We start from the raw sequence: 13180 nt of genomic DNA on the forward strand, positions 1-13180 counted from the left end.
GGGGAAGAGGGATAGTATGGAAAAGCCCTTAATTTATGTTTTATCTGATTCAGTAGGTGAGACGGCGGAACTGGTCGTGAAAGCGTGTCTCAGCCAGTTTGATGACGGGCCTTTTGACTTGCAGCGAATCCCTTATGTGGAAGACAAAGGGACGATCAATGAGGCGGTGCAGCAGGCGAAAGAACATAATGCGATGATCGGTTTTACACTAGTGATTCCAGAGTTCAGACAACATCTGAAGCAGGAAGCTGAAAAGCACGGCATTCAGTGCGTCGATATTATGGGTCCGATGATGGAGGTCATGGAAGATCATCTGCAAATCAAACCTCGCCTTGAACCGGGACTTGTTCATAAGTTAGATGAAGATTACTTTAAGAGAGTAGAGGCTATCGAATTCGCTGTCCGGTACGATGACGGTCGAGATCCACGTGGCATTTCCAAAGCCGATATCGTTCTGATTGGCGTTTCAAGAACATCGAAGACTCCACTGTCTCAGTATTTGGCTCACAAACGCCTGAAGGTAGCGAATGTCCCGATTGTACCGGAAGTGCAGCCGCCATCGGAATTGTTCCGTGTCGATCCCGATAAATGCATAGGCTTGAGTATCAGTGCAGAAAAACTAAATGATATTAGAAAAGAAAGATTAAAGTCATTAGGGCTTGGAGATCAAGCCAGTTATGCGAATATGAATCGCATTCAGCAGGAAATCGACCACTTCAATCGGATTGTGGATCGGATCGGTTGTCCGGTGATTGATGTTTCGAACAAAGCCGTAGAAGAGACAGCCAATGTCATTATGAACAAATTACGTCAGAATGCCCAAGAATAGTACAAATAGCGGAAGTCGCGCTTTGATTAAGCGCGACTTTTGTTGGGAAGAATGAAATTAGGTACAATTAGACATAGCGTAATTAACAGGAATGTATTATAATATCTATTTGTGGTAAAAATCCTTATAATGAAGGGATGTCCATCCCTACGAAGTTTTTCTGATAAGGAGTTCTCAAAAGCGCATACTTTTCAGAAAAATAAAACATTCACTTTTAAGGAGGATTCTACCGCTTATTGTAGAAATATTGATACTATGCCAAATTTAAATGTCCATATTTATGTCGATGCAGATAGTTGTCCCGTCCAAGAGGAAATCATCGATGTTTGTGCCCAATATAATCTCCACCCTTATTTCATAGCCACCGTCAATCATTATAGTCGGGAGAAAGCAGAAGCTGGATGGATGTTTGTCGATGACGGATCACAATCAGTCGATATGTATATCCTCAACCAAGTGGGGGAAGGCGATGTCGTTATTACCCAGGATCTATCCCTCGCTGTATTATTGACTTCCAAAGGGGTTTATGTCCTTACTCCAAGAGGTAAACTGGTTAGAGAAAATGATGCAGACAACATCATGAACCAAAAGTTCATAAGACAGCAGACAATGAAGCAGAGGAAGAAATGGAAGGGTCCATCGGCATTCACAGCGCAGGATCGCGAAAAGTTCCGATCTGTTTTCCAAAAATTGTTGTCAGAACATGAAGGATTTTAAGCATTGAACGAGAATAATTGAGTAGTATGGTGATCTTATGGCTGGACATATTCCAGAAGAAAAAGTCGATGAAATCAGAAGGTCAACGGATATTGTGGAAGTAATCGGCAATTACGTCGATTTGAAGAAACAAGGCAGGAACCATTTCGGCCTTTGTCCTTTCCATGGGGAAAACACTCCTTCCTTTTCCGTTTCTCAAGATAAGCAGATCTTTCATTGCTTTGGTTGTGGAAAGGGAGGGAATGTCTATACCTTCCTGATGGAGATTGAAGGGTTTAGTTTTATTCAGGCACTCAAACAACTGGCTGAGCAGACAGGTATCGATCTTCCTGATCAATTATCTGAAGAAGCTCCGTCAGAAAAGAGTCAGGAATCGCAGGCGATGCTTGAAGCCCATCAATGGTTGACTAAATTATACCATCATTTGTTAAAGAATTCCAAAGATGGTCGGGAAGCTTACCAATATTTAATCGACCGTGGCTTTACGGATGAAACGATCCAAAAATATCAAATTGGATATTCACCGGATTCCAAGGACTTTGTTGTTACGTTTCTTGAAAAGAAAGGGTATCATCCACAGACGATGGTCAAAGCCGGGTTGCTCAGTACCAATGATTATGGAGAATATGCGGACAGGTTCCGTGGCAGAGTAATTTTCCCACTCAGAAATCATCTAGGGAAGACGGTGGCTTTTGCAGGGCGATCTCTTGGGCAGCAGGAGCCGAAATACTTAAATAGCCCAGAGACAGAACTTTTCCATAAGGGTCGTTTGCTTTATAACTTCGACCTTGCCCGCTCCGCTATTCGAAAAGAAAAAACAGTTATCCTGTTCGAAGGTTTTGGAGATGTCATATCTGCAGACCAGGCAGACATTCACCATACCGTAGGTACGATGGGTACATCATTATCAAGTATGCAGGCGAACCTTTTGAAGAAATACGCCGAGCAGATCATCATTTGTTACGATGGTGACCGCGCCGGGATCGAAGCAGCTGTTAAGGCAGCGAAACTTTTGAAGAGTGTAGGATGTCAAACCTACGTTGCTCGTGTCCCTGATGAACTTGACCCGGATGAATTCATCCAAAAGTATGGCGGGGACAGGTTCAAACGTGAAATCATCGATACTAGTGATACGTACATTTCCTTTATGATGAATTACTTGCGCAGAGATTATAATCTGCAAGTAGAAGGAGATCGCATCACTTATATCGAAAAGGTATTACAAGAGATCGCAGGGCTTGACCGTGCGGTCGAACGTGAACATTATCTAAATGAGATCGCTACAGAATTTCAGCTCTCCGTAGAAACTCTGAAAGAAGAAGTTCAGCGGATTCGATCACAAAGCGGTGTAAAGGATAAGGAAACTAAGAACCGATATACTAATGATACAAGGCAGCCAACGGTTCAAAAAAAACTTTTACCCGCTTTTCATAATGCAGAAAGAAAATTGATTGCGTATATGTTGAGAGATCCGTATATCGCTGATAAAGTTCAAGAGGAAATCGGAGGAGCTTTCAATATTGAAGACCATCAGGTCATTGTCACCCATCTTTATGCATATTATGAAGACGGCAATGAATCGGATATCAGTCAGTTCGTTGAGATGATCGAAGATGCTTCCATCAAAAATCTGGCGATCGAGCTAGCAATGGCCCCTGTCAGCGAAGAAGTTTCTGATCAGGAAATCCATGATTACATCACAAGGATTCGATCAGAACAGTGGGATCGAACGGATATTAGAAACCTTGAGTCTGAGTTGAAAAAGGCTGAACAACAAAATGAGCCGATCAGAGCAGCAGAAATTGCGATGGAAATCATCAAGCGCAAGAAAGAGTTAAAACATCACTAGGTAGAGTTTGTATAGATTGTTGGAAGGAGGGGGACTTATGGCAGATAAGCAACAGCAGCCATCACGTTCTAAAGAAAATGAGAACCAAACAGAATTGACACTTGAGCAAGCGAAAGAGCAAGTGGTAGAGTTAGGGAAAAAACGAGGGATCCTCGCATATGAAGAGGTAGCGGAAAAACTATCGAGCTTTGAACTGGACTCTGATCAAATGGATGAATTCTATGAACACCTGAATGAGCAGGGTGTAGAAGTAATAGGGGATTCTGAATCAGATCCAAGTATGAAGCAATTGAATAAAGAGGAAGAGTTCGACCTTAATGACTTGAGTGTACCACCTGGGGTCAAAATCAATGACCCTGTGCGTATGTACCTTAAAGAAATCGGCCGTGTGAACCTGCTATCTGCGAAAGATGAAATAAGCCTTGCTCAACGTATTGAGAATGGCGACGAAGAAGCGAAACGTGACCTAGCGGAAGCCAACCTGCGTCTCGTCGTAAGTATTGCTAAAAGATATGTAGGCCGAGGTATGCTTTTCCTTGACTTGATCCAAGAAGGGAACATGGGTCTGATCAAAGCGGTAGAAAAATTCGATTATCGTAAAGGTTATAAATTCAGTACCTATGCTACATGGTGGATCCGCCAGGCAATTACAAGAGCGATCGCTGACCAAGCACGTACAATTCGTATCCCTGTCCACATGGTGGAGACGATTAACAAACTGATTCGTGTCCAGCGTCAACTTCTTCAGGATCTTGGTCGTGAACCGACGCCGGAAGAGATTGCACAGGATATGGACCTTACTCCAGATAAAGTCCGTGAAATTCTGAAGATAGCCCAGGAGCCGGTATCTCTAGAAACACCGATCGGTGAGGAAGATGATTCTCACTTAGGCGACTTTATTGAAGATCAGGAAGCGACATCTCCTTCAGATCATGCGGCCTATGAACTGTTGAAAGAACAGCTTGAGGATGTCCTTGATACATTGACAGATCGAGAAGAAAATGTACTCAGACTTCGATTCGGTTTGGACGATGGACGTACAAGAACACTTGAGGAAGTAGGAAAAGTGTTTGGGGTAACTCGTGAGAGAATCCGACAAATCGAAGCGAAGGCTTTGCGTAAACTCCGCCACCCAAGTCGGAGCAAACGTTTGAAGGACTTCATGGAATAAGGATTTTACCGACTCAGGGACCTTTTCGCAAATGGATGCGGGAGGGCTCCTGAGTTATCTTTTCTGTTGGAGGCTGCTATGAAACATGAAAGGACAAAAACCATCGTTGATGAGATCAAGTACTGGAAACAAAATCATTTGCTGCCAGAGGAATATTGTAATTTCCTGTTAGCGCTTTATACACAGGGTGAAAACCTGGAGCACAAAGAGAGTGCTGAAAGTTCACAAACCCTTACCTTTTATATTTTCATGGCCATCCATACTATTTTGTTACCCCTTTCATTTCTTGTCATTTATTTTACTGAAATGGGAATCATAATGCAAACAGTGGTTTTGTCGAGTTTTGTAATCGGGGTATGGTTTCATATTCGTTGGTTACAATATAAGAAGTCGGATTGGCTTTTTGTTCCGCTACTTAACGGTGCTTTGATTTTTCTGCTTATGACTGTCCACTTAAATCAAAATATGATAGGTCGCGAGTACTCCTTTTACATAACGCTCACCTTAAATTTGGTCTTCTGGATTTTTCTTGGCTGGTTATGGAAGGTGAAAACGCTTTTCTACTCAGGTGCGATTGGCTTTATTTTTTTAATAATTTACATTGTTTCACAAGTTTTCACATGATATCTCTTTAATAAGTAACGGTTTTCAAGTAAAATAAATATAGTCGAATAGACACGAAAATTCTATATGAGGGAATACATAAGGAGGTTGCAACAAATGAGAAAGAACCCTGTGATTCCATTCGCAATTATCGCTGTGCTGGGGATCGTCGTCATGATTGTCGTTTCTGCAGCGGGGATTAATCAACGCGAAGCTATTCAGAATGAAGAAGAAGGCGGCGGTGAGAAGCAAGAGGAAACCGCAAGCGCAAGTCCTGAAGAGTTGTATCAGAACCAATGTGCAAGCTGCCATGGCGGAGACCTTGGCGGTGGAGCTGGCCCTAACCTTCAGGAAGTAGGAAGCCGTTATTCAGCTGAAGAAATCAATGACATCATCGTAAATGGTAAAGGTTCTGCCATGCCTGCTGGTCTTTATACTGGAGAGCAAGCAACTAAATTGGCTGAATGGCTAGCTGAAAAGAAATAACAATAAGAAGAAGAACGAAAAGCTTTCTGGCCAATCAGAAAGCTTTTCTTTTATGAGAGGGAAGAGTCTATGAATGTAAATCAATTATCAAAACGCTTAGCACTGGTTGCGGATTATTTACCTAAGGGAGCTCATTTTGCGGACATCGGTTCAGATCATGCCTATCTTCCATGCTTTGTATGTATGAAAGATCCAGAAGCAAGAGCAGTAGCGGGTGAAGTGAATCAAGGACCATATGATAGTGCCAAAAGTGAAGTGGAAAAACATAAGCTTGAGGATCGCATTGATGTCCGTCTCGGGGACGGGCTCGCTGTTGTTGCTCCTGGAGAAATAAAACAGGTGGTCATTGCAGGAATGGGCGGACCTTTAATCCGTGATATCCTTGAGGGAGGAAAAGAAAAGCTTTCAGATGTCAATCGAATTGTCGTTCAGCCCAATATCGATTCAAGGTCTCTTAGAAGATGGTTCTTCCAGCATGACTATAAGCTTGTTGATGAAACTATTGTAGAGGAAAGTGGCCACATTTATGAAATTCTTGTTGCAGAAAAGGGAGATCCATCCTCTCCTTACCAGCAGCAAATGATAGAGAGAGAAATGTGGCTTGGACCGTATTTATTAGAGAAACGACCAGAGCCGTTTATTAAGAAATGTAAAGAGGAATGGAACAAGAAACAATATATTATTAAACAGATGAAACAAGCGACCTCTCCCGATGAAGAGAAATTGAAACAACAACAAAAAGAATTGAAATGGTTAGAGGAGGTATTGCAATCATGAACCAAACGTCCACAGCCCAGGACATCATCCGTGAATTTGAAAAGTGGTCACCGAAGCGCCTTGCCTTTGATTGGGATAATGTGGGGCTTCAAGTCGGCACACTCAATAAACCGGTGAAAAATATCATGGTTACCCTGGATGTGTTGGAGAATGTTGTAGACGAAGCCATTGATAAAGAAGTGGATTTAATCATTGCCCATCACCCTCTGCTTTTTGTCAAATTGAATCAAATCAATTTGGATACACCGAAAGGGAGAATCATCCAAAAATTGATCAAGCATGACATTGCGGTATATGCTGCCCACACGAACCTTGATATTGCCGAAGGGGGTGTCAATGATGTCATGGCTCAATTGATCGGAGTAACGAACTCCCGCCCTTTGATCGAAACAGGAAGCGACTCTCTTGTGAAACTTACCGTCTTTGTTCCTGAAGATCAAGCTGATTCACTACGGGATGCAATTAGTGAGGCAGGAGCAGGGCATATTGGTCATTATAGTCATTGCACGTATCAACTATCCGGCCAAGGAACTTTCAAACCGGAAGAGGGTACTAATCCGTATTTGGGTGAACAAGGAAAACTTGAAATCGTGGATGAAAAAAGAATAGAGACGATCGTACCAAAGTCACGCCTTTCAGGGGTTTTGAAAGCAATGGAAGAGGTTCATCCTTATGAGGAAGTCGCATATGATGTTTACCCATTATTGAATGAAGGGGAATCATTGGGAGCAGGGCGTGTTGGAGAACTTGAAACACCCATGCCTCTGCGGGAGCTTGTCGAGCTGATTAAGAAAGAATACGATGTCCCTCATGTGCGTGTTTCTGGAAAAATGGATAAAATTATAAAAAAAGTGGCCCTTCTTGGAGGCAGTGGAGAAAAGTACATTCATCATGCAAAAAAAAGCGGTGCGGACGTTTATATTACGGGAGACATGACTTTTCATATGACACAAGATGCCAAGGAAATGGGCCTTTCCGTCATTGATCCGGGTCATCACGTGGAAAAAGTCGTTTGTCCTAAAGTAAAAGAATATCTTGAAGAGAAGTGTAATAAACAAGGGGATTTGAACATCTTCGTTTCTGAAGCAGATACGGAGCCTTTCACAGTTGTATAAAAAAAAGGATGAAAGCTTAAGCTTTCATCCTTTTTTATCTCTTCACTTTTTTTCTGGCACGGACGGGCGGCAAAATCTTTTTCTGTTCAACTTTGGACTCGCGGACCCACGTGCTTTCATCGTTGTGATCGAACTGCTCGATGAATTTGATGACTTCTTTTGTTATAGGAGTTGGGGTTGAAGCACCCGCAGTAACGGCCACTTTCTCGACACCTTCCAACCATTCTAATTGGATTTCTGTCACGTCAGCAATGCGATAAGCTGTTGTACCTGCTTTTTCCATAGAGACTTGGGCAAGTCGATTCGAGTTGTTACTCATCGGGTCACCGACAACCAGCGTCAAATCAGCTTCGCCCGCCTGTTCGGAAACAGCTTCCTGACGAACCTGAGTTGCCATACAAATTTCCTGCTGTTTTTCGAGTTGTGGAAACTTTTCTTTCGCTTTTTCCATAACGTCATAGACGTCCCACTGACTCATCGTTGTTTGGTTGGTGATCATCAATTTGTCATGGTCGAGGTCGAGTTCTTCGACATCTTCTTCCGTTTGGACGAGATGGACTTTTCCTGGTGCTACCCCCATTGCGCCTTCTGGTTCAGGGTGTCCTTTTTTACCTACATAAATGACCTCAAAGCCCTCGGCAACCTTCTTCCTGATCAAATTGTGGGTATTCGTCACATCAGGGCAAGTGGCGTCTAAGACGGTGAGACCTTTCTCTTTTGCGCGTTCCTTGATTAGAGGGGAAACACCGTGAGCTGTAAAGATGACCGTACCGTCATGAATGCCTTCTAACATGTCACTACGATTTTTTCCATCTACAGTAATGATTCCTTCTTCCTTAAAGGCCTCCGTTACATGTGAGTTGTGGACAATCATGCCTAATATATATATAGGACGTGGCAGATTCGGGTCTTTCGCTGCATTTCGAGCTATGACCATTGCATCTACTACACCATAACAATAACCGCGAGGGGCGATTTTAATGACTTCCATTGATTAACGTCCTCCTCTATAAATCCAATCCAATAACTTTAAAGATACCATTATCATTATAAAGGGTAAAGGGAAAGATGACAAAGAAAGACGTTCTAAGACAAGGTTATCGTGCAATTTGTCTTCTGCTCTATTATAATAAGGAAGGAACATTTTACATTAAAGGAGAACGGTTATGAGTAAGCATACATTTGATCAATATGCCATTACTTCTACAGTCAGTCGAATTGTAGAGGAATTAGGCTTTAAGAAACCCACCCCCATTCAAAAGCAGGTCCTGCCAGCAGCTTTGAGAGGGGAGAGTCTCATTGGACAATCCCATACAGGATCAGGTAAGACACATGCGTACTTACTTCCACTGTTCAATCAGATGGATGATGAGGCAGAACATGTGCAGTTTGTAATTACAGCACCTACCAGAGAATTAGCTATCCAAATTCAAGATGAAGTAAAAAAAGCGATTCAGATGGCTGGAAAAGAAGAGATTTGGCGTTCGAAGCTCCTCATAGGTGGTACGGATAAGCAGAAAATGGTCGGGAAACTATCTTCGAGACCTCCTCATATTGTGGTCGGCACACCGGGCCGTATTTTAGACATGGTCAAAGAAGAGGCGATCGACCTTTACCAAGCCAAAGCATTTGTTCTGGATGAAGCAGACCTGATGCTGGATTTAGGCTTCATTGAAGAGGTCGACCAAATTCTTGTACGAATGGACCAGGATGTACAGATGCTCGTCTTTTCAGCGACCATTCCTGAACGTCTACAACCATTCTTAAAGAAATATTTGACGAACCCTACACACATCCAAATTGAAGATGACAAGCCATCTCCGGAAACGATGGAGCATCGACTAGTCCCGCTGAGACATAAGGATCCAGCCGATGTCATTGTGGATATATCGAAAGCCATCCAACCTTATTTGGCCATCATCTTTACAAATGGAAAAAATCATGCCGATGAGCTCGCTGGTGAGTTAATGAAGCGAGGTCTTGAAACAGGAATCCTTCACGGCGGCCTCTCACCAAGAGAAAGAAAAAGAATGCTTAAAGAGTTGCAAAACTTACGCTATCAATATATTGTAGCGACAGACCTTGCTTCACGAGGAATTGATATTCAAGGTGTCAGTCATGTGATCAACGCACAGATGCCGAAAGAGGAAGAATTCTACATTCACAGAGTCGGACGAACAGCTCGAGCTGGAATGCAAGGGACGGCTATTAATTTGTATAAAGAATCCGATCTTCCTCTCATTCAGAAGCTTGAGAAAAAAGGACTTACGTTTGAATTTTATGAAGTGAAAAATGGAGAATGGAAAGAAACAAATGCTTATAACGAAAGACAGAACCGTGAACGGCATGCCTCGGATCTTGAGAAAAAAGCGAAGAAGATGGTACGGAAACCGAAAAAAGTGAAGCCTGGTTATAAGAAGAAAATGAAGCAGCAAACGGATAAGAACATGAGGAAGCTGAAACAGAGTCGTTTCAAGAAGAAATAAGAAAGGGTAGATCGTATGTTGAAGATTGGATCACACGTATCTATGAAAGGGAAAAAAATGCTGCTGGGCGCCAGTGAAGAAGCCACATCCTATGGTGCAAGCACATTTATGATCTATACAGGAGCCCCGCAGAACACAAGACGCCGCCCTATTGAAGAATTGAACATTGAAGCTGGGACGGAACACATGAGAGCGAATGGCATCGGCGACATCGTGGTCCATGCTCCTTATATCATCAATATCGGAAACACAACCAAACCGGAAACATTCCAGTTAGGTGTTGATTTTCTAAGAAATGAAATCGAACGAACGGAAGCGCTCGGTGCAAGGCAAATCGTACTTCACCCAGGGTCTCATGTTGGACAAGGGGTGGAAAAAGGGTTGCCAAAGATCATTGAAGGGTTGAACGAGGTCCTTCATAAAGATCAAAAGGTTCAAATCGCTCTTGAAACGATGGCAGGGAAAGGTTCTGAAATCGGCAGAAGCTTTGATGAGTTAGCACAAATCATTGATGGCGTGACCCACAATGAGAAATTATCTGTCTGTATGGATACGTGTCACATTCATGACGCGGGTTACAATGTCGTGGAGGACTTTGACGGTGTATTGGGCGAATTTGATAAAATCGTGGGTATCGATCGTTTGAAAGTCATCCATGTGAATGATAGTAAAAATATCCAAGGAGCTGCCAAGGACCGCCACGAAAATATTGGGTTCGGTCATATCGGTTTCGATGCTCTTCATAAGGTGATCCACCACCCGACACTCAAAGAGCTTCCTAAAATTCTTGAAACCCCGTATGTAGGGGAAGATAAGAAGAATAAAAAGCCGCCGTATCGTTATGAAATTGATATGGTCAAAGAAGGCCTATTTGATGAAGGTTTAAAAGAAAAAATCATGCAACAATAAAGAAGGAGCCCTTGTGCTCCTTCTTTTTTTAATTACTAAAGTAAATACTGAAAGCTTGATCCAGAGCGTTTTATGCTTTTAACAATCGGCATAGCGGAAGACAATTCTACTTCGAAAGGGGTGGTTGGGAAGCTGCATGACTCCCGTGGGAGAAGGAGATAGGCGAGATCCGCAGGAAGCAGTCCGAAAAAGCTCGGCGCTCCCCCGCAGGAAAGCGAGTAGCTTCCCAGCCACCACTTACGCTCAACCTGGGCAACGAACCCCGAACCATCTTGATACTGAGTCTTTCACAATCGGGAGCGTTTGTTGAATTAAGAATAGAGGTTTGTTAGTTTTTTTATTTTAGCCAATGCTCTACTCCATATTCTTTTGCCATTTTCATGAGCAGTTTATACACAGATTTTGCCGTATCTTTTGAAGTGATTTTGGCGAGTTTGCTGAACATTCTCTTCCGTCCATCTGGGTCGAAGGGGTTATCCTTGTTTTTTTTCAAAGCTTTGACTATGGCAGCAGCTTCATCCTTTGTTATAGGGATTTGATATTTCTGACTATAAAAAAGTAGTTCTTTTACGGTTAACTGCTTCAATTTCTGGGTAATTAACTGTTGTGCCACATTCTTCATAGGCTTATACTCCCTCTCTCCTTATTTAATACACCATATGAATGTTGAAAAGGATTTGTGTTTTTAAAAAATTATGTCTATAGGAGTTTCAATTGAAATACATATACCAATCGGTTAGTATAAGCCAATGGGTTTAGTGGTGACTGGGCAAAAGTACCAGTGTGCATAAAGTGAAGGAGTGAAACATTATATGAAGGAACAAAAAACTCTTTGGACAACGAGTATATTGATGCTGATCGTTGTGGCGATATTCTTTACTATAAACCAATGGAACCAGAAGCAGGAAAAAGCGCTGGCTGATCAAAAGCAGGAATTAAAAAATAAAAATGAACAGCTCTCTCTTGAAATTGAGCGCTTACAGTCTACGAACGATTATTTAAAGGAACAGCCGTTAAAAAAGGAAGAAAAAAATGGGTATCATACTTGGCCGGAAATTGAAAAAAAGGCCGATCGTCTCGTAAAAGAAAGTGATGGGAATTTCAAAAAATCCTGGGCCATGTATCTGGTTAAGGAAGCACTGCGCTATGAAATTAATCCATATATTGTTTATGAACTACTGAAAGTGGAAACAGGAGGAACCTTTGATCCTAATCTCGTGGGTCCGGAAACAAAATATGGACATGCTTATGGGATGTCACAGTTTATGAAAAACACAGCCCCATGGATCGCTGATATGGCTGGGTTACCTTATGAAGAAGAGTTGCTTTTCGATCCTTATTATTCCATGCAATTATCTTTAGTTTATTTAGATTTTTTACAAAGCAAGTATGAAAATTGGGATGAAGCACTCACGGCTTATCACCGGGGTATGGGCGGTTTAAAGGAATATAAAAAAGAAAACGGGCACGCCGAAAGCTGGTATGCAGAAGAAATTCAGGAGAAAGCAGAAAATCACACGACCGTAGTATTAGCGAATTAATTGCAAGCGTCTGACTTAGAGTCAGGCGCTTTTTACCATCAAATCCCTCATGTAATTTCTTATACTCTCCATATAATAATCATGATTCTTCAAACAGAAAGTGAGGGTATTCTTATGCATGATCCGAAAGAAACTGTTGGGAATCGTCACAAAACACAAAAAGCCCCTGAACATGGGGATGAATTAGAGCAAGTTCATGAAGAAGCCGTGGACGAGCATGATGAACCATCGACGGAACAAGTGCTGAATGAAGCTTTTGAAGAAATCCAAGACCATGATTTAAGGCAGGAACCCGGATATAAAGAAACTAGAGCGTCTGACTTTGATGACGTTGCCGTAGATGACCATGGTCGTGGGTCGGATCAGCCTGTATATGGCGATAGTTATGAAGAGGAGTTTGCTCAGGAAGCGGCTGTAGGGCCGATTGATGAGCCGATGAATAACGAGGAAAAAGAAACAACAATGAAAGAAGAGGAAGATGTAAAAGTGGGGATGGGCTGGTTGGGATTATCCGCCGCAATCCTTTCTTTCTTTTTTGCTCCGTTAATTCTCGGCGCAGCCGGGATTGTTCTTGGGATCATTGGGAAGCGACGTGGAGCCGATACATTAGGCAACATGGCGATTATTGTAAGTATCGTTTCCATCGCATTTTCATTATTCTTTGCTCCGATCTATAACTTGATATAAAAAAAGGTGA

The 13180-nt window shown here is 42.4% G+C and carries 14 protein-coding genes; 12 read left to right on the forward strand and 2 right to left on the reverse strand.

The window, feature by feature from the left end; genetic code table 11:
- Positions 1-16: 16 nt before the first annotated feature.
- From HFA01_RS01485 to HFA01_RS01520, 8 genes are all read left to right on the forward strand, one after another.
- Complete coding sequence (locus HFA01_RS01485) at positions 17-829, forward strand: pyruvate, water dikinase regulatory protein (RefSeq protein ID WP_146812818.1); 813 nt, start codon at positions 17-19, stop codon at positions 827-829.
- Between the two features lie 255 nt (positions 830-1084).
- Positions 1085-1546, forward strand: a complete 462-nt coding sequence (locus HFA01_RS01490) for a YaiI/YqxD family protein (protein WP_146812819.1) — start codon at positions 1085-1087, stop codon at positions 1544-1546.
- 37 nt (positions 1547-1583) lie between these two features.
- A complete protein-coding gene (gene dnaG, locus HFA01_RS01495; protein WP_146812820.1) occupies positions 1584-3395 on the forward strand; it encodes a DNA primase in 1812 nt (603 codons plus the stop codon).
- 37 nt (positions 3396-3432) lie between these two features.
- Positions 3433-4566 (forward strand): RNA polymerase sigma factor RpoD, encoded by a 1134-nt coding sequence (gene rpoD, locus HFA01_RS01500; RefSeq protein ID WP_089654288.1) that lies wholly within the window; start codon positions 3433-3435, stop codon positions 4564-4566.
- 78 nt (positions 4567-4644) lie between these two features.
- Positions 4645-5190, forward strand: a complete 546-nt coding sequence (locus HFA01_RS01505; protein ID WP_146812821.1) for a hypothetical protein — start codon at positions 4645-4647, stop codon at positions 5188-5190.
- Between the two features lie 96 nt (positions 5191-5286).
- Positions 5287-5655 (forward strand): cytochrome c550, encoded by a 369-nt coding sequence (cccA, locus tag HFA01_RS01510; RefSeq protein WP_146812822.1) that lies wholly within the window; start codon positions 5287-5289, stop codon positions 5653-5655.
- Between the two features lie 69 nt (positions 5656-5724).
- On the forward strand, positions 5725-6432 hold the full coding sequence (locus tag HFA01_RS01515) for a tRNA (adenine(22)-N(1))-methyltransferase (protein ID WP_146812823.1): 708 nt from the start codon (positions 5725-5727) through the stop codon (positions 6430-6432).
- Positions 6429-7547, forward strand: coding sequence for a Nif3-like dinuclear metal center hexameric protein (locus tag HFA01_RS01520; RefSeq protein ID WP_146812824.1), 1119 nt, complete (start codon positions 6429-6431; stop codon positions 7545-7547). The genes HFA01_RS01515 and HFA01_RS01520 overlap by 4 nt, the downstream gene beginning before the upstream one ends.
- A 34-nt stretch (positions 7548-7581) precedes the next feature.
- Here the strand turns inward: HFA01_RS01520 and HFA01_RS01525 are convergent, their stop codons facing one another.
- Complete coding sequence (locus HFA01_RS01525) at positions 7582-8538, reverse strand: 4-hydroxy-3-methylbut-2-enyl diphosphate reductase (protein WP_146812825.1); 957 nt, start codon at positions 8536-8538, stop codon at positions 7582-7584.
- Positions 8539-8713: 175 nt separating this feature from the next.
- Here HFA01_RS01525 and HFA01_RS01530 point away from each other — a divergent pair, with 175 nt between their 5' ends.
- Positions 8714-10033: a DEAD/DEAH box helicase gene (locus tag HFA01_RS01530; RefSeq protein WP_146812826.1), complete on the forward strand. Its 1320-nt coding sequence runs from the start codon at positions 8714-8716 to the stop codon at positions 10031-10033.
- Positions 10034-10048: 15 nt separating this feature from the next.
- Entirely contained in the window at positions 10049-10942 is an 894-nt protein-coding gene (locus HFA01_RS01535; RefSeq protein ID WP_146812827.1) for a deoxyribonuclease IV, read from the forward strand.
- A 337-nt stretch (positions 10943-11279) separates the two neighbouring features.
- On the opposite strand, the gene HFA01_RS01540 is transcribed toward HFA01_RS01535, so the two are convergent.
- A complete protein-coding gene (locus tag HFA01_RS01540) occupies positions 11280-11564 on the reverse strand; it encodes a DUF2624 domain-containing protein (protein ID WP_146812828.1) in 285 nt (94 codons plus the stop codon).
- 190 nt (positions 11565-11754) lie between these two features.
- Between HFA01_RS01540 and HFA01_RS01545 the strand changes: the two genes are divergently transcribed.
- Positions 11755-12483, forward strand: a complete 729-nt coding sequence (locus HFA01_RS01545) for a transglycosylase SLT domain-containing protein (protein WP_146812829.1) — start codon at positions 11755-11757, stop codon at positions 12481-12483.
- A 114-nt stretch (positions 12484-12597) separates the two neighbouring features.
- A complete protein-coding gene (locus tag HFA01_RS01550; protein ID WP_146812830.1) occupies positions 12598-13170 on the forward strand; it encodes a DUF4190 domain-containing protein in 573 nt (190 codons plus the stop codon).
- Positions 13171-13180: the final 10 nt, after the last annotated feature.

Origin of the sequence: Halobacillus faecis (assembly GCF_007991335.1) — a bacterium.
Taxonomy (GTDB): Bacteria; Bacillota; Bacilli; order Bacillales; family Halobacillaceae; genus Halobacillus; species Halobacillus faecis.

What these genes read in the sequence shown, in the direction of transcription:
- HFA01_RS01485 (WP_146812818.1), top strand. Translation starts at nt 17, where the DNA reads ATGGAAAAGCCCTTAATTTATGTTTTATCTGATTCAGTAGGTGAGACG.
- HFA01_RS01490 (WP_146812819.1), top strand. Translation starts at nt 1,085, where the DNA reads ATGCCAAATTTAAATGTCCATATTTATGTCGATGCAGATAGTTGTCCC.
- dnaG (WP_146812820.1), top strand. Translation starts at nt 1,584, where the DNA reads ATGGCTGGACATATTCCAGAAGAAAAAGTCGATGAAATCAGAAGGTCA.
- rpoD (WP_089654288.1), top strand. Translation starts at nt 3,433, where the DNA reads ATGGCAGATAAGCAACAGCAGCCATCACGTTCTAAAGAAAATGAGAAC.
- HFA01_RS01505 (WP_146812821.1), top strand. Translation starts at nt 4,645, where the DNA reads ATGAAACATGAAAGGACAAAAACCATCGTTGATGAGATCAAGTACTGG.
- cccA (WP_146812822.1), top strand. Translation starts at nt 5,287, where the DNA reads ATGAGAAAGAACCCTGTGATTCCATTCGCAATTATCGCTGTGCTGGGG.
- HFA01_RS01515 (WP_146812823.1), top strand. Translation starts at nt 5,725, where the DNA reads ATGAATGTAAATCAATTATCAAAACGCTTAGCACTGGTTGCGGATTAT.
- HFA01_RS01520 (WP_146812824.1), top strand. Translation starts at nt 6,429, where the DNA reads ATGAACCAAACGTCCACAGCCCAGGACATCATCCGTGAATTTGAAAAG.
- HFA01_RS01525 (WP_146812825.1), bottom strand. Translation starts at nt 8,538, where the DNA reads ATGGAAGTCATTAAAATCGCCCCTCGCGGTTATTGTTATGGTGTAGTA.
- HFA01_RS01530 (WP_146812826.1), top strand. Translation starts at nt 8,714, where the DNA reads ATGAGTAAGCATACATTTGATCAATATGCCATTACTTCTACAGTCAGT.
- HFA01_RS01535 (WP_146812827.1), top strand. Translation starts at nt 10,049, where the DNA reads ATGTTGAAGATTGGATCACACGTATCTATGAAAGGGAAAAAAATGCTG.
- HFA01_RS01540 (WP_146812828.1), bottom strand. Translation starts at nt 11,564, where the DNA reads ATGAAGAATGTGGCACAACAGTTAATTACCCAGAAATTGAAGCAGTTA.
- HFA01_RS01545 (WP_146812829.1), top strand. Translation starts at nt 11,755, where the DNA reads ATGAAGGAACAAAAAACTCTTTGGACAACGAGTATATTGATGCTGATC.
- HFA01_RS01550 (WP_146812830.1), top strand. Translation starts at nt 12,598, where the DNA reads ATGCATGATCCGAAAGAAACTGTTGGGAATCGTCACAAAACACAAAAA.